General features: G+C 31.8%; 19 protein-coding genes. 12 read left to right on the top strand and 7 right to left on the bottom strand.

Features of this window, described 5'->3' with window-relative positions; all coding sequences use genetic code 11:
* Window position 1: 1 nt before the first annotated feature.
* The 3 genes from ACQ654_RS22270 to ACQ654_RS22280 all read right to left on the bottom strand — a co-directional run bounded on the left by ACQ654_RS22270 (window position 2) and on the right by ACQ654_RS22280 (window position 3522).
* Window positions 2-1501, bottom strand: a complete 1500-nt coding sequence (locus ACQ654_RS22270) for an ankyrin repeat domain-containing protein (RefSeq protein ID WP_430412550.1) — start codon at window positions 1499-1501, stop codon at window positions 2-4.
* The gene (locus tag ACQ654_RS22275; protein ID WP_430412551.1) at window positions 1498-2373 is read right to left on the bottom strand and encodes a CPBP family intramembrane glutamic endopeptidase; all 876 of its coding nucleotides are present in this window, start codon (window positions 2371-2373) and stop codon (window positions 1498-1500) included. The genes ACQ654_RS22270 and ACQ654_RS22275 overlap by 4 nt, the downstream gene beginning before the upstream one ends.
* 96 nt (window positions 2374-2469) lie before the next feature.
* Complete coding sequence (locus tag ACQ654_RS22280; protein ID WP_430412552.1) at window positions 2470-3522, bottom strand: helix-turn-helix domain-containing protein; 1053 nt, start codon at window positions 3520-3522, stop codon at window positions 2470-2472.
* Between the two features lie 190 nt (window positions 3523-3712).
* Here ACQ654_RS22280 and ACQ654_RS22285 point away from each other — a divergent pair, with 190 nt between their 5' ends.
* The 4 genes from ACQ654_RS22285 to ACQ654_RS22300 are packed head-to-tail and all read left to right on the top strand — an operon-like array spanning window position 3713 to window position 6895.
* The gene (locus tag ACQ654_RS22285) at window positions 3713-4651 is read left to right on the top strand and encodes a hypothetical protein (RefSeq protein ID WP_430412553.1); all 939 of its coding nucleotides are present in this window, start codon (window positions 3713-3715) and stop codon (window positions 4649-4651) included.
* 12 nt (window positions 4652-4663) lie between these two features.
* Window positions 4664-5485, top strand: a complete 822-nt coding sequence (locus tag ACQ654_RS22290; protein WP_430412554.1) for a hypothetical protein — start codon at window positions 4664-4666, stop codon at window positions 5483-5485.
* A 51-nt stretch (window positions 5486-5536) separates the two neighbouring features.
* Window positions 5537-6412, top strand: a complete 876-nt coding sequence (locus ACQ654_RS22295) for a hypothetical protein (RefSeq protein WP_430412555.1) — start codon at window positions 5537-5539, stop codon at window positions 6410-6412.
* A gap of 9 nt (window positions 6413-6421) precedes the next feature.
* Window positions 6422-6895, top strand: coding sequence for a DUF1905 domain-containing protein (locus ACQ654_RS22300; protein WP_430412556.1), 474 nt, complete (start codon window positions 6422-6424; stop codon window positions 6893-6895).
* 262 nt (window positions 6896-7157) lie between these two features.
* Here the strand turns inward: ACQ654_RS22300 and ACQ654_RS22305 are convergent, their stop codons facing one another.
* Together ACQ654_RS22305 and ACQ654_RS22310 are read right to left on the bottom strand one after the other, a co-directional pair.
* Complete coding sequence (locus ACQ654_RS22305; protein ID WP_430412557.1) at window positions 7158-7739, bottom strand: TetR/AcrR family transcriptional regulator; 582 nt, start codon at window positions 7737-7739, stop codon at window positions 7158-7160.
* Window positions 7740-8160: 421 nt separating this feature from the next.
* Window positions 8161-8916: an SDR family NAD(P)-dependent oxidoreductase gene (locus tag ACQ654_RS22310; protein WP_430412558.1), complete on the bottom strand. Its 756-nt coding sequence runs from the start codon at window positions 8914-8916 to the stop codon at window positions 8161-8163.
* Between the two features lie 140 nt (window positions 8917-9056).
* On the opposite strand from ACQ654_RS22310, the gene ACQ654_RS22315 reads away from it, so the two are divergent.
* From ACQ654_RS22315 to ACQ654_RS22325, 3 genes are all read left to right on the top strand, one after another.
* Window positions 9057-9554 carry a hypothetical protein gene (locus ACQ654_RS22315; RefSeq protein ID WP_430412559.1) on the top strand — a complete coding sequence of 166 codons (498 nt, stop codon included), beginning with the start codon at window positions 9057-9059 and terminating at the stop codon, window positions 9552-9554.
* Between the two features lie 6 nt (window positions 9555-9560).
* Window positions 9561-10082 (top strand): MepB family protein, encoded by a 522-nt coding sequence (locus ACQ654_RS22320; protein WP_430412560.1) that lies wholly within the window; start codon window positions 9561-9563, stop codon window positions 10080-10082.
* Window positions 10083-10145: 63 nt separating this feature from the next.
* A complete protein-coding gene (locus tag ACQ654_RS22325; RefSeq protein ID WP_430412561.1) occupies window positions 10146-11222 on the top strand; it encodes a DUF418 domain-containing protein in 1077 nt (358 codons plus the stop codon).
* 11 nt (window positions 11223-11233) lie between these two features.
* On the opposite strand, the gene ACQ654_RS22330 is transcribed toward ACQ654_RS22325, so the two are convergent.
* Window positions 11234-12571, bottom strand: a complete 1338-nt coding sequence (locus ACQ654_RS22330) for a sensor histidine kinase (RefSeq protein WP_430412562.1) — start codon at window positions 12569-12571, stop codon at window positions 11234-11236.
* Window positions 12572-13942, bottom strand: a complete 1371-nt coding sequence (locus ACQ654_RS22335) for a sigma-54-dependent transcriptional regulator (RefSeq protein WP_430412563.1) — start codon at window positions 13940-13942, stop codon at window positions 12572-12574.
* A gap of 165 nt (window positions 13943-14107) precedes the next feature.
* Here ACQ654_RS22335 and ACQ654_RS22340 point away from each other — a divergent pair, with 165 nt between their 5' ends.
* The 5 genes from ACQ654_RS22340 (at window position 14108) to ACQ654_RS22360 (ending at window position 21884) form a co-directional block, all read left to right on the top strand.
* Window positions 14108-15352, top strand: coding sequence for an efflux RND transporter periplasmic adaptor subunit (locus ACQ654_RS22340; RefSeq protein WP_430412564.1), 1245 nt, complete (start codon window positions 14108-14110; stop codon window positions 15350-15352).
* 284 nt (window positions 15353-15636) lie between these two features.
* The gene (locus ACQ654_RS22345) at window positions 15637-16338 is read left to right on the top strand and encodes an ABC transporter ATP-binding protein (protein ID WP_430412565.1); all 702 of its coding nucleotides are present in this window, start codon (window positions 15637-15639) and stop codon (window positions 16336-16338) included.
* A gap of 38 nt (window positions 16339-16376) precedes the next feature.
* A complete protein-coding gene (locus ACQ654_RS22350) occupies window positions 16377-18794 on the top strand; it encodes an ABC transporter permease (protein ID WP_430412566.1) in 2418 nt (805 codons plus the stop codon).
* Between the two features lies 1 nt (window position 18795).
* Window positions 18796-21189 carry an ABC transporter permease gene (locus ACQ654_RS22355; protein WP_430412567.1) on the top strand — a complete coding sequence of 798 codons (2394 nt, stop codon included), beginning with the start codon at window positions 18796-18798 and terminating at the stop codon, window positions 21187-21189.
* Window positions 21190-21395: 206 nt separating this feature from the next.
* The gene (locus tag ACQ654_RS22360; protein WP_430412568.1) at window positions 21396-21884 is read left to right on the top strand and encodes a MarR family winged helix-turn-helix transcriptional regulator; all 489 of its coding nucleotides are present in this window, start codon (window positions 21396-21398) and stop codon (window positions 21882-21884) included.

Consider the following 21884-nt stretch of genomic DNA (forward strand, 5'->3'; position numbering starts at 1 on the left):
GTTATTCTTTTTTAAGGATGAATTTTATTTTTAGTTTTCCAAACCAAGCTGGTTTATTTCCATTAGGATAAGTTTCGTCAAACATGATAAGTTCTAACAAATCATTGTTGGACGTTATTTTATAATACTGTTTTCCACCTTCAAAACCTGGAACTTTTGCAATATCAGGAGTCGCTGTAATTACATTTTCATCAATTTGATAACTTCCTGTATTGAATACAATCGTCTGAAACGCTTTTGTAATTTCTTCCGTTGATGGTTTGGATAAATTTTGAAAAGGAGTCCGTTTTTGCATGCGCGGATTGTACATAAGCGCATAGTTTTTCTTAGAAAATAGAAAACGTCCATGATCTTCTTCTTTTCGAATATAAGTTGTGTCTGCATACATATATTGAATTTCTTGCACTTTCCACGAACCAACGATACTGTTTTCCGCTTGTTTTTTCGTTTCAATAAGTTGAATGATTTCCGTTAAGTCGGACAATTTTGCAACATCATATGCGCTATACGTATTGTCCAACGCTTTGTATGTATAATCCGCATTGTGATGTATTAAGAGTTTTGCGAACGTTTTATGTTTATACCAAAGCGTCCAATGTAGTGCAGAAGCATTGTTTACAGTATCTTTGGTGTCAATTGTTGCTCCATTTTGAATGAGTAAAGAACCAATTGTGACATTTCCGTCAATAGCGGCTCCAATTAAAGGTGTTAATTGATATGTATTTCCTGTACTATTTACATCAGCGCCAGATTTTAATAATAAATCTACAATTGCAACATGTCCAAATCGTGCCGCCCACGCAAGTGGCGTTTGTCCAACACGGTTCATTTTATTGACGTTCACATTGTAATTAATTAATAATTTGACCAATTCATAATTTCCTTGTTGCGCGGCAAGTTGCAGTATTGGAGTTTCTAATTGATCTTTTGTGTTTGCCGAAAGTCCTTTTTTGAGTAATTTCTCAGTCGTTTTTAGATCATTTTCAAGAATTGCCGTTACAAGTTTTTTTTCTTTTTTCGTTAATAAACGTACAATTTTTGTCGTTCTAAATACATTCGCAACAGAATCATGATGCCAAAGTCGGAAAGCAACATCAACAGCTTTTCCATGTTTACTTTTTAAGAATAAATCTGCGTCTTTTTCTATCAATAAGTTCATCACAGGAATTTTCCCAGAGAATGTTGCCCAATTCAACGCATGATCTTTGTTTTTATCAACGGCGTTTATTTTTGCACCATTTTCTAACAAAACGCTACAGATTTCAATATTTCCAATGGAAGAAGCATACATTAATGGAGTTCCTTGCAAGCCTTTTAATTCGGCAAGATTCACATTTGCACCTTGGAGAATGAGTTGTTTTGTTTTTTCAAGATTATTTTCTGAAACAGCTCGTACTAATGGTGTTTTTCCTTTTTCATCATGAGAATTTATCGAATTTTGTCCAAAACTAATTTTCAGTAGTAAGAAACAAATGAGTGTTAGTATATGTTGTCTTTTCATGATAGTGTTTGTGTTTTTTTCTTTTTAATTTTAAACCAAAAAAGTACAGCAGTTAGCAACCAAAGAAATGTCCAGATAAAATCATTAATAGGGCGATTTAGAGAAGATGCTACAAAAGCAGTATTTGAAACATCTGAACTAATATTGAGTGCGCCATGAAATACAACAGCTATCCAAATGACGTTTTTTCTAAGCATGGCAATTCCGAAAACGATAGAAAAAATTGTACAGAGCAATGGCATTAAGATGAACCCGCCAATAATTGGATATTCAGGATAATTATGACCAAGTAAAATAGCGGGTAAGTGCCACAAACCCCAAACAATTCCAATGGCAATAAATCCTTTTAAGCTAGTATCGGAAGCCCATTTTTGCTGTAAATAGCCACGCCAGCCATATTCTTCGCCAAAAGCAAATAGTAAGCTGTACAACAATGTGCCAATGAAGTAAGAGAGTGCGTAGTTTCCAATAAATGCATACCAAGGTTGTGGAGTCGCGCCAAAAATCATAGCAACACCTTTAACGCTAACATTGCCGTTTTCTATGGAAATAAACCCTTCTTTTAGTGTAGCCGCATTAAAAAGTAGTGTAAGTAACAGTGTTGAAATTTCTATTAAAAGCGGAATAAAAGCGGCAAATACTAACCATTTCCAATCTTTTAACGGATTCCAAGAAACTCCTGTGAAGAGTCCTTCTTTGTGATACAAACGCATTATGATTGCCGCCAATGCAGGAATCCACATGAGCACTAATGTCCAAGAAGAATCGCTCGAATTGTCATTGATAACAAAATAGTAAGGAATGCATGAAAGTAGCATGACTAGCACACAAAATTGCCATCCTTTTTTGTGTAAGTTGAATTTTGTTTTCATAAAATTTTTTGATTGATGAATGAAAGTTCAAATGTCAAATCATTTCTATGAAAAAGGGCAAGAAAGCAGTGTGATTTCGTTAAGATTAATTATTTTTTACATATTATTTTCTTTTCGAAATTTGGAAGGTGTTGTGTTTGTGAACTTTGCGAATGCTTTGTAAAACGTAACTTTATTGTTAAATCCGGCTTCTTCTGCAATCGCTTCAATTTTGTAATGTTTAAATTTTTCGTCTGTAAGCAATTGTTTGGCAAAAGTAATACGGTGTTTGTTTACATAATCATTGAAATTCTCATGAATATGTTCTGAAAATGTACGCGAAATGTATTGTGATTTTGTGTTCAGTTTTGCTGCCAAATCGTCAACTGATAAATTGTTTTGTAGGTAACTTTTTTCTTCCGAAAATAATTTTTCAAGCTGTTGCTGAATTGTCTTCATTTCGTGAACATTTAAACTTGAAGTTTGATATTTTGCTTTGAATGTTTTAAAGAATTTTGGATCACGATACAATACAAATGCAATTGTAAATACGAAAATGTTTGAAAATAAATAATACCATTTAAAATCGAGCCAGCTATTTGCAAAAAGGGTAAATAGTGAAATCACAATGTTGGCACTAATAAAAATTAAGCCAATTCCCGAAAGGTAGAAGAACACATTTGTACTGAGTTTTGCTTTGTGTTTTCTAACAAAAACAATCAGAAATACAGCATATACCAATTGATGTAACGCTCGAAAATAGTTAGCTGGCATAATGTATTTCATAAAGAAATTGATATCACCAAACAATTCTATTTTGCGTTCAAACGGTTGAAATGTATATTCAATCAACATTATATTTATAATGATTAACGGAATTAAATGCAACGCATCTTTACGCTGTAATTTGATCTCTGGTTTTATAGTTGCTCTAAAATGAAGCCACAGTAACGGACCATACAAAACACCAACGGAATGATAGAAAAAACCTAAAATTTCAGGCACGGCATATTTAATTTCTGTCGTTCCGTAAATGAAATAACAAATTTCAATACTGAACAGTACTGCATAAATAGCTAATGATCTATTTTTTAATTCATTTTGATAGAAAAATAATCCGCCAGCAGTAAATATTGTAAATAATGCTTGAATGAATAGAGCTAAATACAAAGTTGAATTTTTTAGAGTTTAAAAGTAATATTTTTGATTTTGGAAATTATAAAAGTATCTTCAAAATATTCTAAAGTTTAAAAATTGTAGGTAAATCAATCAAATTATAATTTGTACATTTAAAGTATATCTCAGTTTTTACTTATGAATGAATTATATGCTGAGATAAGCTTTAAAATAAGATAAACAGATGAAATATATACAACGAAGCATCTTCATTTATTTTGCGCTTTTGTGTAGTAATTATGTGTTGGCTCAAAATGATTTTGAAAGATCAGATTTTGATTTTACCTACGGAGTCGCCACAAAATTCACGATAGAATTTAGTCCACAAGGTGCTGTAGCTTATAAATTGAGTTTAACAGGCGGCATTGGTTACGACATTGACAATGCGGTATTGCCTGCACTTCATACCGGACTTTTATTGTTTAATACAAATAGTGTCGGAGCAGACCAAAGCAAGCCTCCGTACCGATTACAAGCCCATTTTTTTGTGAGTACAATAGCTACATTACGACTGGATAAACGAGATTTTAGCCCGTTTGAAAGAAATGTTCCATTGTATCATTTTGCCGATTTTACATCAAATCCGCTTCAAAATCCGTACAAATCTTCCATAAGTTACGGTGTCATTTTTATAGAAAATAGGCAAAGTCAGCGTGTAGGTTTCTTCAATGCAAACGTTATGGGAGTTGCGCAGTTGAGTTATTACAACGATGGCGGACCAATTTTGGGTTGGGCAGGCGACAACAGAGATCGGTATTATACAGGCGGAATTACGCTTAGTTATCACGGAAACCGAAGTGATTTAATAGATTTGGTAGAGCTGAGTTATCATAAATATACAGGGTATCAAAAATATGCGTTTGACGTAGCAGATCATTTACAAATAGATTTCCTCAATTATGCTGACACCGAACAATTTGGGTTGAATCAGCAACGATGGCGATTGAATTTTTCGAATATGGAAAACGGTTTTGGTGGTAGTTTTTCATTGTATAATTATGCACGATTGGATTTACAAGATTTTCTACATTTTAAAACCAACGTTCCGTATCATCCTGATTATTACCAAACGTATCGCATGATGTTTGGAATGCGACATGAATACAATCATACACAATTTTAAAATTTTAGAAAGATGAAAAAGGTAATAATTTTAGTCGTTTTCTTGTGTTTGTTCACTTCCTGCCAAACAGGTTTATATTTGGTAAATCAAGAATATATGAATCAACGCGTTACGCAAACCAAAAGTTTTCCCGTTGAAGAATTTGAAATATATGTGTTTGATCTTTGTGAAGATTACGAAGTAAGTTCAAAGGAAGAATTGAAGACCCGATTTTGTGATTGCCCGAGCGATTTTTACGATGAAGCAAAAAAGCGAGATATTCGTAAAGTAGAAGAAATATATATATTGAAACACAAAGCTTCTAATTTAATATTGTATTTCACTACGTTTTCTCATAAATATATACTTAGAAAAGAGAAATTCTTAAATGATCAAAAAATCTATGAAAACAAAATTATTTTAGATCAGATAGAGAATATTTACATCGGAAAAATTGATACAGAAAAAAATGAAATCTATTTCAAAGGAATCGATAAATTAAGAGATGTAACCTTCTATTTTGATCCAGCTCAGTTTCCTGAAAAAATATTAGTAACCAAAGGAAAAATGACTACTGCAGAAAATGGGTATAGCATAAAAGAAACGATTCCGCTAGATGATGTGTTTCGTAAAAATGTGAAATATATAAAAAACTCAAAATACACGATCGATTATTATAAAGGAAATAACTATGAAGAGTTGCCAAAACATGTTTCTACAATCAATATTATTGCTGATGAAGATGAATTGGAAGTAGTATTTAGTTTCAACGATTTTGAAGAACATTACAAATTGGCTTCCAAAAGAATACGATTTTATCCAAGTTTTGAATCAATTGTGGCTAGTGAAAAGTGATATCATTCTTTAAAAATTTATATCTTCGTTCACTTCAAAAATCATCACTAAATGAAAATACAGTTACCAACTTTTATGTGCATTATACTTTTAATTGTTGCATGTGGAAACGATTCAAAGAAAACAGAAACGACTCCAGAAAACCAAGCAACAACTGAAGTTTCGAAGCCTACATCAGTAGCTGATCAAATTGTGATGATCAAGGAAAATTTTTCTAAAATAGAAAATCAGCAAGAATCGTTTGTGAAAAAGGAAACCATGACAGATGCTGTTGGAGTAACTATTGAACTTTTAGGATTCTATAAAGAAAATACACCTGCTAAAATTGTAAAACTAGAAGCTGGCGAACACGGTTCTACAAAAACTTCCTACTACTTTAAAGACAATACACTGTTTTTTGTATTTCAACAAGAATTTAGCGAAGTATCTATGAATGGTCCTTTTACAGGAATTGAACACCGTTTTTATATTGCTGATGGAAAACTAATTCGAGTGTTGAAAAAAGGTAAAACGTTCGAATCTGTTGATATTGACTTAACGAAGGTTGAAAATGAAGATGTAACGGCAACTTGGAAAAATGAATCTACTGCTGTAGCAGAATTTACAAAATCCGCTAGAAAAGCGAGTGCATTATTGTTAGAAACGAGCATTGGTTTGGATGATGGACGTTGGATCAGTAACGATGATCCGAATGCTGGAATTGAATTAAAAGATGGGAAATTGATCATGTTTCACGAAAGTGCAACAGCCACTTCAAATGATGTGTATGATTATCAACTAACAGAACACGAAGGTGTTGAATATCTTACATTGATTGATAAAAAAGGTGATAAACTCGAGTATTCAATCTTAGAATATACGGATGAAATTTTTATAATCAGTTACTTGGTACGCGGAAATAAGTTAACTTATAGTAAAGAAAAGTAATGCTGATTTATGCTGTATAAAAGCAAACAAACCATAAAAAAGAGAGGAAGTTATTACCATTTGGAAATTTCAGCGGAAGTAGTACATCAATATGAAAAAAAGCGCGCCACACGATTCATCTGCACGATTGATGAAAAAGTGAAATTGCATTGTGGATTGAATCATTTGAGCAATGGAAACTATTATATAATGGTTGCAAAACGTTATATAAAAGCGTTGAACAAAGAAGAAGGCGATTTGGTTTTGTATACACTTGAAGAAGATCCTAATCCGCTTGGCGTGGAAATTCCAGCAGTATTGGAAGCTTTTTTAGCGCAAGATGTAGATGGAAAACGAATCTTTGATCAATTGACTGATGGAAGAAAACGAACCTTAATATTTTCAATCTTACGAATCAAGAACTTTGACAAACAAGTGCAAACTATACAAAAATTTTTAATAGCTGAACACGATAAAATTCAAGCTAAAAAAAAGAACTGGTAACAATTTAGTATTTACAAGTTCATATATGTATTGATGACTGAATTTACAGAACATCTAAAAAAGTATCCAATAAAGATGACGCTCTAGCTTCAAGAAATGATTTTGGAATGTATATTTTTGGCGCTATTATTTACAGAACAAATTTCTACGGATTACTCAAAGAAAAAGTAAAACATGTTTTCAAGATAGATAGTACCATAGCAGTGCTAACAATTGTTTTAACCGTCGCAATTCAAGGAGCACTTTGGATTATGTTGTTTCTCTAATCTAATAACGTTAATACAGTATCTACAGAAGCTAATAATTCTTCTTCATTTGAATCTGTCTTAGAAACAATTTTTATTCCGTTATAAAATGTATGTAAAATGGAAGCTAAATTTTTAATGTTTTTCGTTGCCGAAATTTCCCCAGATTGTACACCTTTTTCAAGAAAATCATGAAACGTACGTTCCATAAACGCTTTATTCTCTTGAATAATCAATAGCATTTCATCATCATTCGGAACCAACTCAGTTGTTACATTAATCACAAAACAACCTTTGCGTTCTGTATCACAAACTGCTTCCGAAATTCCGCCTTTAAAAAGTTCTCGCAAACCTGCTTTTACACTTTCCTGACTTTCCAAAAAAGCTTGCAATTGCTTTCTATTTGTGGTTTGATATTGCTCAAAAGCTTTGTCAAATAACTCTTTTTTTCCACCATACGTGTCATAAATACTCGCACGATTGATTCCTAAATAATCAACCAAATCTTGCATAGATGTAGCATGAAAACCATTTCGCCAAAAAAGACACATTGCCTTATGTAGCGTTTCCTCTTCATTAAATTTTTTAACTCTTGGCATACAACTAAAATAGTAGGGACAGTAAAAGCTGTCCCTACAAAAATACATATAATACTAAGATGATTCCTAATCAAATCATCATTCTTAACGTGAATTCGATATAAAAGTTAATAGGCTTTTTGTTCTTTTCCGCAGTGTAGTAAGGCTTTCTCGTTAAAAATTTTTGAATCCTTGGAGAAAATTTAGGAAAGCCTAACGGTTTTAGCTTTTTTCCGCTAAAAACACCGCTGGAAATGTTTACATTCATGAATCCCTTAATATAAAATAAGTATGCATGAACTAAAAGTGCCTTTTCTATGTTTCGTTTTCTTTGGGCAAACAAATAAAATGAAAAATAGAAACTGAATTTCTGTCATTTAACTATACCTCTTATAAAAATTGAGAAAGGTATTTTTATGAAAATTATATCGAAATCTAGTTCTTAACTCAACAATGGATTCACATTCATTCCACCATCCACATTATATTCGCTTCCAGTAATAAATGAAGCTTCATCAGACGCTAAAAAAGCAACTACATTTGCAATATCTTCGGGTTGTCCGAAACGTTTTAATGGAATTCGTTGTTGCATTGCTTGTGCCAATCCGTTTAATTGCTCTTCAGGCATTCCTGTTTTTCCAAAAATTGGTGTTTCAACAGGTCCAGGATTTACAGCATTCACCCGAATTTTTCTAGGTGCCAACTCAGTTGCGGCAGTTCTAGTAAAAGAATTCAATGCAGCTTTTGTAGCCGCATAAATTGCCGTATTTGGCATTCCTGTATATGCATTAATTGATGATAAATTGATAATTGACGCACCATCATTTAAAATTGGTAAAAACTTTTCTGTTGTAAAAACGGCGCCTTTAAAGTTAATTCCAAACTGAGCATCATACACTTCTTCTGTAATTTGTCCGATTGGAGCCGGAATAAAAATTCCTGCATTTACAAAAAGAACATCTACATTTCCGTGTGATTCTTTTACTTGATGTACCAAACTATCAATCGCGTCAAGCGAAGTTACATCGGCTACAATTCCTGTAACGCCCAATTCGTTTGCTGCTTTTTCTACACGTTCTTGTGATCTTCCTGTAATAATTACGTTTGCGCCTTTTGCTTTCAACTTTGCTGCAGAAGCATATCCAATTCCGCTATTTCCTCCTGTAACTACGGCTAATTTTCCTTGTAATGAACTCATATTATATAATTTTTTATGATTAATTTTATTTTAGAACGATCGTTCCGAATACAAATATATAAATAACAGAATGATCATTCCAAATAAAAATTGAAATATTTTTTAATACATTTGGAGTACCAACTAGAAATTACGTCAACATGCAATCAAATACACAAGAATTAACACCAAATAAGTACATAAAATCATTATCCATAATTCACATGACGTTGTTAGCAGGAATGATTTTGTTTGGTGGATTTGTATTGTTTCAATTTAGTGGCGGAATTACACCAGCTTTAGACACAAACGATACGTTACTTTTAGTATTTCCAGTCATTGTAGTTGTAGCAATTTTGGCAAGTCAGGCAATATTCAAAAAACTAATAGTTGCTACAGAAAGCAAAACCGATTTAAAATCAAAATTAGTGGGTTATCAAACGGCAACCATTATAAAATTGGCATTGATAGAAGGTCCTGCATTTTTCGGAATTGTGTTGTCAATGACTACGGGAAACACAGCTTACATTGCAATTGCAATCGTTTTGGTAATTTATTTTTTACTCCAAAAACCAACACTTACCAAAGTAGAACGTGATTTAAAATTACGAGGAGAACTTCGAAATCAATTTAACAGGTATGATGAAGTAATTGATTAAAAATGTATGAATACACCATCTAAAAAGTTACCATTTCATATTTCAAAAGTTAAAAAAAATGTATATGATGTATGTGGTTTTGAACTGTCTAAATTTCAACTAAATGAAGAAAGTACGGAATATGAAGCGTGTACATTTCAGTTAGAATCTTCTCAAATTATTTCCAGAACGGCAAAAATTACACCTAAAAAAGTGGGCCAATTTGTAACTATCTGGAAACGAAATTTAGCAGGAATCACAACGCCATTTCATGAATCAGATACATTCGATTTTCTGGTTATAAATGTACAAAAAGATGAAAGTTTTGGTCAATTTGTATTTCCGAAATCAATACTTATTCAAAAGCGAATTATAGCAACAACAACAAAAGATGGAAAACGCGGTATTCGTGTGTATCCACCTTGGGATTTGCCAACGAGCAAACAAGCAATTAAAACAAAAGCTTGGCAATTGAATTATTTTCTTCCAATTACTACACATGCGAATGATGTACATAAGATTAAGAAAATATATTTTAAGGAATTCTGAAGAATCATGCAACTCTTTCATTTTTTTATTGTCAGTATACTATAAAATTGACCGAAAAAATATATGGAAAATAGAATCATAGGAATTGATGTCGCAAGAGCTTTGGCAATTATAGGAATGATTCTCGTAAATTTTAAAATGATTTTTGGGCAAGAAGGAGATAGTTGGTTACTAAACTTCACGGCGTTATTTGAAGGAAAAGCGGCGGCTTTATTTGTAATTTTAGCAGGAATCGGAATTGCATTTATGACCAACAAAGCGATTCAGAATAATGATAAAGTTCAATTGCGTCAAGCGCGAATAAAAATTTTTAAAAGGGCACTTTTACTATTCATCATCGGACTTTCATACATTATCATTTGGCCAGCAGACATTCTACATTTTTACGGAATATATATGTTGGTAACGCTATTCTTTTTAAAAGGAAACACACGGCATATCATTTTTGGAATTCTTAGTTTTCTACTACTTTATCCAGTGTTGATGTTTTTTATAGCATATGATACCGGCTGGAATTTTAACAATTATTCATATACAGATTTTTGGACGATAAACGGTTTTGTACGAAACCTATTTTACAACGGATTTCATCCTGTAATTCCTTGGACAGCTTTTATGTTATTGGGTTTGTGGTTTGGACGACAAGATTTGAATAACGAAAAATTCATCAAAAAAACATTCATTGTTTGCGTGCTCATCGTCATAGGAATGCAATTATTTTCAAAAGCATTAATTTATATACTTTCTGAAGGAAATGAAAAAATAATTACAGAATTAGCGCCAATTTTGGGCACAAGTCCAATGCCACCGTTACCCATATACATGATTTCATCTAGTAGTGTTGCCCTGTGTGTTATTTGTGTTTGTATTTGGTTTGCGAAGCGAATGCAACACGGTTTAGTTATTAAGATTTTAAAAAGCACAGGGCAATTAGCATTGACGTTTTATGTAGCACATATTATTTTAGGAATCGGAATTGTAGAATTACTATCAACAAAGGCATTGGGAGAATTTTCTATTGAATTTTCAGTGTTGTATGCGATTGTATTTAGTAGTATTTGTATCGCTTTCGCAGGAATTTGGACACGCTACAAAAAATATGGTCCGTTGGAATGGATTTTACGAAAATTGACAGGTTAATGTTACAGTTTTTAATTTTCCACGGTATTATCAAAACTCAACTTAAAACTCGTTACACCATTTTCAGATGTAAAGAAAATGTTTCCGTCATGTGCTTCTACAATGCTTTTCGTCAACGTTAATCCAATTCCTGAACCATCTTTTCGCGTGGTAAAGTAGGGAATGAAGATATTTTTTTGAATCTTCTTAGAAATTCCAATTCCGTTATCGGAAACGGTTATATGTACACGATTTTGATCTGTTGAAAGATTGACCGTAATTGTTGGTGTTGAAGCTTCTTTAAGGGCGTATAAACAATTGGAAATTAGATTGATAATTACTTGTTCGAGTTGTTGTTTATCTGCAAGAATTGTTACGTTTTCTTCGTGTAGAAAGTTGAGTTGAATATTATTTTCTTTAAATTCTTGCGCAAATAAATCCAACGTATTTTTGATAGTTTCTGTGAAATTGATCTCTTTTTTATCAGGCAATGGCAACTCTGATAATTGACGATACGTATTTACAAAATTGTTTAAGTGTAACGAACGTTTTTTGATAATTTTCAAGCCTTGCGATAATTCTTCCAACGTATCTTCATCAGGATCATCTTGCAAAAGCGAATCTAAATTTTCTGCCAAACTTGTAATGGGCGTAATTGTATTGATGATTTCATGCGACATTACGGTCATCAATTTATACCAAGATTCTTTTTCTTTTTTATCAATTAATTGCTGAATGGTTTCCATTGTCACAATCAAATATTCAAACTCATTTGTGTGTGTAATGGAAGTTTTTAGGAAAAACGATTCTACTTGATCATTCACCGTTAAGGAAATGGTATGTTTTACACGTTTCCACTTTTTGGAATCAATAATGGTGACCAAAGGCGTAATTTTTTCCTTTAATAATGCCCATTTATAAAATTTTGGAATCTTGAAAAAGTCTACAAAAGCTTTATTAAGCTGAAAGACTTCAATTTGTTCATTGCTATCTTTTCTTAGAATTAATACACCAATTGTTAAGCTTTCAATGATGTTTGTAAAAATTAATTGTTCTGAAGTATGTTGCTGACTTTTTATTCTATATTTATTTTGTAAAGCGGCTATTTTAGCGTGTAAACTGTTTGATCGTTTGTCAATCGAAATCATATTAGAAAAATCATCATGCAACAAACAATCTACTGTTTTTTCTACATCAATAAAGAGTTTTTGTAAATAATCAAAACATAAAAACGATTGAAATAGCAATAATAAGCTAAACCCAGAACCATTAATTAGATATCCTTTTTGAAAAAAATAAAAGATTAAAATCGCGTTAAGCGAAATCAAAAATACACGAATGCAGAGTTGTATGTATACTTTTTTTCCCATTTACAGTTGATGTTTTTCTAAACGTCTATACAAAGCGGCACGCGTTAATCCTAAATCTTTGGCGGCTTTGGAAATATTTCCATGATGTTTGTCCATTGCTTGCTGAATCAACATTTTTTCAGTTTCCTCTAAATTAAGCGTTACAGGTGCATTTGTCGTAACTTTTCGTGAAGAAAAATGTAAATCTTCCAATTCAATACTTGTATTGTCTGTAATAATTACGGCGCGTTCTATAATATGTTCGAGTTCGCGAATGTTTCCTGGCCAATTGTAATTTTTCAAAGCTGTTAATGCCGCAGTTGAAATAAAAGACAATTGTTTGCGATAGCGTTGATTCAATTTTTTTAGAAAATGGGTTGCTAATATTTCAATATCATCTTTACGATCGCGCAATGGTGGCAATTGCAATTCTATGGTGTTAATTCTGAATAATAAATCTTGTCGGAAGGTTTGCTCGTTTACCATTTCATGAATTGGTGCGTTGGTTGCACAAATAATTCTGGCATCAATTGGACGTTCATTTCCTTCACCTAAACGTGTTACTTTTCTATTTTGAATAACGGTTAATAATTTCGATTGAAGGTGTAACGGTAAGTTTCCAATTTCATCTAAAAAAATTGTTCCACCTGAAGCCAATTCAAAACGTCCAAGCGTATCTTTTTGTGCATCTGTAAACGCACCTTTTGCATATCCGAATAATTCACTTTCGAATAAATTTTCGTTCAATGCACCTAAATCTACATGAATAAACGGATGATTTTTACGATTGGATTGCAAATGAATTTCTTTAGCAAACACATATTTTCCTGTTCCGTTTTCCCCTAAAATTAACACATTTGCATCTGTTGGCGCAACTTTTTGAACCAGATTAATAGCTTTTTTCATTGCAACCGAAGTTCCAATAATATGTTCCGTTTGTTGGTGAAAATCTTTATCAACTCGTTCTTGAACAGTTTCAAGTTGTGTCGTTTTTCGTTTCGATCGAGCCAACTCAACACCAGCATTTACAATGCCATACAGTTTTTCGGTGTTCCAAGGTTTTAAAATGAAATCGGTTGCCCCTTTTTTAATGGCTTCTACCGCCAAATGGACATTTCCGAAAGCCGTCATGAGAATTACAGTTGTTTCCGGACTTATCTTTTTTATATGTTGCAACCAATACAAACCTTCTTTTCCATCTTCAAAACCAATGCGATAATTCATATCGAGCAACACTACATCAAAGGTTTGTGCTGTGATATGATTTCCAATCTTTTTTGGATTGTTAGTTGTGATAATTTCAGTGAAATATTTCTTTAAACTAATACGTGCCGAAAATAAAATATCGTCATCATCATCAACAATTAATATAGAAGCTTCTTTTTTTCTCATACTACATAGGTAGTAAGATGTTTGATAATGAACAAAAAAATGTTCGAAAATGAACACTCTTAAAATTGATTAAAAACTTAAGTATTTATATTTCAGATGTTTATGTATTTATTAATTCATGGCACAAGAATGGCTTTATACTTACCAGACAAAATAATTTGAACAATGGACAAGCAAATTCAACCAAAAAATAAAAAAACAAAACGCATGCTATTATGGGCAATTCCAATTGTGCTTTTGGTGAGTGTTATTTTAATGAATGCAACACGTAAGAAGCAAGTAAATTTAGACAAAGAAACTGTATCAGTAAAGGAAGTTGTAAAAGGTGATTTTGAAGATGTATTGTTATTTAATAGTACGGTTGAGCCAAAAACGTCTGTTTTAATCAATGTAATTCAAGGTGGATCGGTTTCTGAAATTTTTGTTGAAAGTGGTGAAACGGTAAAGAAAGGAACACCTTTAGTACGTGTGTATAATCCGAATGCAGAATTGAATTATTTGACACAAGAAACGGCGATTGTAGAACAGATTAATAATTTGAGAAATATTCGCGTAAGCATTAAAAATCAACAATTAAATCTAGACGAACAGTTATTAAGTATTGACAACGCGTATAAAAATGCGGAACGTAAATATGCGGTAGATGCGCGTTTGTTTAAAAAAGAAGTGATTGCTAAAAATGATTATGAAAATTCTGAGCAAGAATACAAGTTTCAGAAAGAGCGTAACGAAGTTATTAAACAAAAGGTTTCTTCTGAAAAAGTAGATCGAAATGTACAATTGGCGCGTATCAATGCTTCAGTGCAGAAGATGGAGGAAAGCTTGGAATTGTTGCGTAAAAACAAAGAAAACTTCATTTTAAAAGCACCAGTTGATGGTTTGTTATCATCATTTAATCCAACATTGGGTAAAAACTTTAATCAAGGTGAAAACATTGGAAAAATTGATGTGTTAGATGGTTATAAATTAACAGCTAAAGTTGACGAGTATTACATTTCAAAGTTACGCGAAGAAATCAAAGGAACAGTAACTATTAATGATACAAAGTTGCCAATACGTTTGTCTAAAATCTTTCCAGAGATTGTAAAAGGTGGTTTTCAAGTAGAATTACAATTTGAAAGTGACTCCATTCCGTCAGCTGTCAGACGTGGAATGTCATTAAAAAGTAAAATGTTTTTATCGAACAATAGCAAAGCTTTGTTATTACCAAAAGGATTGTTTTACCAAAGTACCAACGGAAAATGGGCTTTTGTATTAAACTCAGACAACAAAGCTGTTAAGCGAACGGTAAAAATTGGACGTGAAAATCCTTTCTACTATGAAGTATTGGAAGGTTTGAAAGAAGGCGATCGTGTGATTACTTCAAGTTACGACGATTTTAAAGAAATGGAAGAAATAAACTTAAACTAATTCATCATGATTGTATTTGTATTTATCCTTGTAGAAAAGCTTGTCACGTTGGTGTAAACGAAAAGTGAATATCGAATAGAGAAGTTAAAAGTTTTTATTCAAATTAACGAATTAAAAAAAAGTTAACAGAAGTGAAGTTTATAAGTTTAAGAGTTTAGGTTTTGAAACGAACTAAAGAATTAACAATTTACACACAACACACAACACACAACACACAACACACAACACACAACACACAACACACATAAATCATCAAAAAACGAACAGAAAAAAATAACGAAAAAATGATCACATTAACAGATTTAACGAAAATTTACAGAACAGAAGAAGTAGAAACAACGGCAATTCATAAATTGAATTTAACCGTAAAACAAGGCGAGTTTGTGTCCATAATGGGAACTTCAGGTTGTGGAAAATCTACCTTATTAAATATTATCGGATTGTTAGATGCGCCAAACTCAGGTAGTTATTCTTTTGATGGAACGGAAGTGGCAAAATTTACAGAAAAACAACGTGCGTCATTACGAAAAGCGAATATTGGATTTGTATTTCAAAACTTCAATCTTATTGATGAACTATCTGTATATGAGAACATTGAGTTGCCATTAATTTACAACAATGTAAAATCGAGCGAACGCAAACAACGTGTTACAGAAATTATGGAACGTGTTGGAATTGCACACAGAGCAAAGCATTTTCCGCTGCAATTATCTGGTGGACAACAACAACGTGTTGCTGTAGCAAGAGCATTAGTGACAAACCCAAAGTTGATTTTAGCCGATGAGCCAACAGGAAACTTAGATAGTAAAAACGGTAATGAAGTGATGGAATTACTAACCGAATTGCACGCTTCAGGATCAACAATTATAATGGTAACACATTCATCATACGATGCACAATTTTCAAGCAGAATTGTGATGATGAAAGATGGCGAAATCATTTCTGAGAAAACAAACACACGTGACATTGACGTGTTGGTTGAGTAACAAAAAATTAATTATTCATCAATTAAAAAACGATTAATATGTTACAAACTTGGATAAAATTATTTTTTAGGAATAGTAAAAAGAATTGGCTCAACTTAGTAGTCAATATCTCAGGATTAACACTCGGTTTTGCAGGTTTACTCATTGTATTATTATACTTCAATGATGAATTGAGTTACAATAAGTTGAATCCAGACAGAAATGAAATATTTAGAGTCATACACAAAATGTCAGATGGAGATGTTTGGGCAACTAGTACAAAGGTAGAAGGGGCAAAATATGAAGAAGACATTCCAGAAATTGAAGATTATTATTTAAGTAATAGTTGGTATGAAAACGCATTGGTAAAAGTAAATGACAAGAAAATCTATACCAGAGATATATTGGAAGGAAGACCAAATTTCTTTGACTTTTTCCCGTTTAAAATTATTGAAGGAAATACGACTACGTTTAAGCAAGCAAGAAATACTATTGCAATTTCGCAACAACAAGCTGAAATCTTTTTTGGAAATGAATCTGCCATTGGAAAATCTATAGATTTATCAAATAGAATATTTACAGTTACTACAGTTTATCAAATTGAAGGAAAGCATTATTTTATGCCAGAAATGGTTATTCAATATGAAAAGCAACCATTAGAGAGTCGTTGGGGAAATTTTTCAAACACATTATTTGTAAAAACAATTAAAAATCCAGAATTAGAAGATTTGGAGGAAAAAGCTTTAGCAATTTGGTATGAAAATGAAGTATTGCCATCAGCTAAAAAACAAGGAATCACTCCAGAAAAATTTATGGAAAAGTATGGGACAACTCCTGTTTTTGAATCTCTTAATGACATTCGATTAAAAACTATTTCCGATGATTCAGGACCAGAAGGTAGTGGAAATTACCAATTGATTCTTATCATGTTATCGCTGTCAATTTTATTAATAATAATTTCCTGTGTAAACTTTATAAACCTATCAATAGCTTCAGCAACACAAAGAGCAAAAGAAGTTGGTATAAAGAAAACATTTGGTTTGTCCAAAGGAACTTTAATTAGACAATATGCATTAGAAATAGTACTGCAAAGCTTTGTTGCATTTATACTTTCATTACTATTAGTGGAACTGATACTGCCTTACTTTAATCATTTTATGAATAAAGAAATCTCAATTTTAGACATAGGTTTATTAATTAAAATTGGGGTACTTACTTTCTTAATTTCATTATTTATAGGAATTGTTCCTGCAATATATATATCTAAATTTAAATCGGTAGAAGTCTTAAAAGGGAACATTTCAAGAAGTAAGAAAGGCGTTTTTGCCAGAAACATCATGTTAGGAATTCAATTTTTGATTTCAGGTTTTTTTCTTACTGGATCCATCATCATTAACAAGCAAGTTGGCTATATGATAGAGAAAGATTTAGGTTTTAACGGAGATCAAGTAATTATGATTTCCATGAATAAATACAAGGATCGTTATAAAAACTATTTGTTGGCAAAAAATGAATTGATAAAACATCCAAATATTGAAGCTGTTACTAGTAATTCTTTTATTATCGGAGGTGGAAGCTCAAACTCAACGAACTTTAATTACAAGGACCTTTCTGTACAAACAAATGCGAATGCAATAGAGTATAATTATTTAGATGTGATGAACATCAAGCTTTTAAAAGGAAGAGGATTGCAAGAAGAAATAGCATCTGATACAATCAAAAATATTTTAATCAATGAAACTTTAGCCAAAGCGTTACACATTTACGATGATCCTATTGGAAAAAAACTAAGTGCAGGATTTCAAGGTGATAATAATGATGGTAAAAATTTAATAATAGTTGGTATGGTAAAAGATTATCATGTCACAGGTTTAGATGGTAAAATACCACCAACGGCATTTATGCATTGGAATAGTTTTGATTGGATGAAACAAAATTTTTGGACAATTCAGCTTAAAGTAAAACCTACTAATGTTTCTGAAACATTAGGTTTTATTGAAGATTACTGGAAAGAAAACATAGAACAAGGATACCCTTTTAACCCTATATTTGTTAACAAACGCTTTTCACGAACATATCGAAAGTATCAAAAACAACAAACTCTATTTTTTATACTGACAAGTATTGTAATCATTATTTCATTACTTGGTTTGTTTGCCTTGGCTACACTGACAATTCAGCAACGATTAAAAGAAGTTGCAATACGAAAAACATTAGGAGCTTCCGTAAAAGAAATTATGTTTGAACTTTTAAAGAGCTTTTTAAAAATTACAATCATAGCTTCTGTCACTTTAATTCCAATTGCCTATTATTTTATGCAAAACTGGCTCGACAATTTCGTATATCGTATTGACATGCCAATTTGGCCATACATAATTACACCAATTATATTAGTAGTGCTCGTATTTATCGTAGTAGGAGTAAAGGCATTAAACGCCACAAAAATAGATTTAATTAAATACTTAAAATTCGAATAATATGGTACAGACTTGGCTAAAATTATTCTTTAGAAATAGTAAAAAAAACTGGCTCAATACAATTATCAATATTAGTGGTTTAACACTTGGTTTGGTAGGATTGATTATCGTGTTATTGTATTATACAGATGAGAAAAGTTACGATCAGTGGAATCCTGAAAAAGATGTTGTGTATAAAGTTGCACACAAATGGGGCGACGGACAAGTTTATGATGACGCTACAGATCCAGAAGGAGCCGCGGTAAAAGAAATTGTTCCCGAAGTATTGGATTATTGCGCAGTACACTCTGGTTATAATAGTCAAATATTACGCTACAAAGACAAATCTGTGTACGAAACAAAAATTGGTAGAGCAAACGCTAACTTTTTTGAGTTTTTTCCACATGAAATTATAAAAGGAGATACGAAAACCATTTTGGCAACAAAAACGGCAATTGCACTTTCTACGGATTTAGAAAAACAATTATTTGGCGAAAAAGAATCTATAGGCAAAACCATTAAATATGGAAAAAGGGAATATATCGTAACAGGTGTTTATAAGTTGTCAAAACCTTCTATATATATGCCTAATGCAATGTTGCAAAAACCAATTACGACGAGCACAAATTGGGGTGGTTATAGCTCATTTACATTTTATAAGATCCAAAAAGGAGCGAATATTGCTACTATAGAGAAAAAAATTCACGACATATATGTTGAGAATTATTATAAAATAGAAGCTGCCGAACAAGGAATTACGGTAGACGAATATGTGTCCATGCAAGGTTCTATGCCAATCTTAGAAAACTTAGTTGATTTACGTTTACACGGAAAAGGCGATGATGGCATGATGGAAGGAAAAGGAAACTATTTACTGTTAATGATCATGTTGAGTTTATCAATTTTAATTATTATAATCTCTAGTATAAACTTCATCAATTTATCCATTGCTTCAGCAAGTCAACGCGCAAAAGAAGTTGGTGTAAAAAAGACACTTGGCGTTTCAAAAATTGGATTGCAGTTTCAATTCATATTAGAAATTGTTATACAAGGAATTATTTCGGTATTTCTGGCATTAATTATTGTAGAATTATTATTGCCAATATTTAATGCATTCATCAACAAAAGTTTATCATTAGAAAGTATTGACATTATTTTTAAAGTAGCATTAGTAGCTATTGTAATTTCTGTAATCATCGGATTCATTACCGCTTTATACATCTCTAATTTTAAAACAATTAGCGTTTTAAAAGGAAATTTTTCAAGAAGTGGACATATGATTTTTGTACGAAATCTGATGTTAGGATTACAATTTGTTATTTCTGGATTTTTCTTTATTGGAGGTTTGGTTGTGTTTGCACAAGTACATTATATGAGTACAAAAAAATTAGGGTTTTCGGGAGAAGAAATCTTAGTTGTAGAATTCAATGATACACAAAAGAGTAGGGTAAAGCAATATAAATTAATCAAAAGTGTATTTAGCAACAACTCAAATATAGAGGGCATTTCGTCTACATTTTTAGCACCTGGAGATGACAATGATATTTCGTTAGATGTAACATATAAGGACATGGTGGTTGATACCAAATTTATTCCGCTCGATTTTGGTCATTTGGAAATGATCAACACAAAAATTGCGAAAGGAAGATACTTTTCAGAAGAATTTGCTTCGGATACGATTAACAATTTAATTTTCAATGAAACGGCTGTAAAACGTTTAGGAATTGAAGATCCTATTAATAAAATAGTGGAAACAAATGATAAAAAGTTTAAAATTATTGGTGTTGTAAAAGATTATCATATCGAAGGATTAGACAAAGAAATTCGCCCAATGTTTTATACTTATTATACAGGTTTTAAATGGGTAAGAGGCGCAATGAGTACGGTTCAATTCAAAATAAAACCAGGAAGAAAGCAAGAAGCGTTAGCCGAAATTGAACGTTTTTGGACAACAGAATTAGAGCCGGGTTATCCGTTTTCATTCTACTACTTAGATCAGCATTTTAGTAAAACACATGACATTTATAAAAAACAACAAACCTTATTTTTCATTCTCACATTAGTAGTCATATTTATAGCTTTACTTGGTTTATTCGCGTTAGCAACCTTAACCATTCAGCAACGATTGAAAGAAGTAGCTATTCGCAAAACACTTGGTGCATCTGTAAAGCAAATTATAGTGCAATTGGTAAAAAGCTTTATCAAAATTACAGGAATTGCAATAATAATCTTAATTCCAATTGCATATTACTTTATGCAAAATTGGTTGAATAATTTCGCATATCGAATTGAAATGCCGTTATGGCCCTACATTATTGCGCCAATTGTATTAGTACTATTAGTGTTTATAGTTGTTGGTATCAAAGCATTTAACGCTACCAAAGTAGATTTAATTAAGTATTTAAAATTTGAATAATATGTGTATAATTTAGCATAATTTTTACATTTAAAAGTATAATTATAGCATCTTAAAAACTTCTTGTTATTCTTCTTTTTTGGAGAAATAACAAGAAGTTTTTTTCATTATATCGTATGAAAAATAGCTATGCATAATTTAAAATTAAGTAGTTAACTATATAGTTAGCTTATTTTATCTATATTTGCACCTAAATAATTTTGAGTATGACGGAAGACTTTATTAAAAAACTTGGTTATAGAGCTTTGGATAGTAGGTTGAAGAGAATAAGTGATCGAATGGCGCACGACATAAGAAAGCTGTACAAAGAGCTGGATATTGATGTAGAACCGAATTGGTATTTGGTATTTATGATTTTACAAAATAAAGAAAATGTTTCAATTTCCTTTATTGCAGAACAATTAGGCTATGCACATCCTTCGGTTGTAGTTATTGTGAAAAAGATGAATGCCAAAGGATATTTATCTATAAAACAAGATTCTTTTGATAAAAGAAAACAACTTATTTCTTTATCTGACAAAGCACTTAAATTAATACCAAAGCTAGAAATACTTTGGCATAGTTGCGACAGCGCAATATTAGAATTATTAGACAAAGACTTAGCTATTTTAACCTACTTAGATGCAATAGATTCAAAATTAGAAGAAACATCATTTCACTTTAGATTTAAGAAAGAATATTTAAAAACAATTTAA

It is taken from the genome of Kordia sp., assembly GCF_965283645.1.
GTDB lineage: Bacteria > Bacteroidota > Bacteroidia > Flavobacteriales > Flavobacteriaceae > Kordia.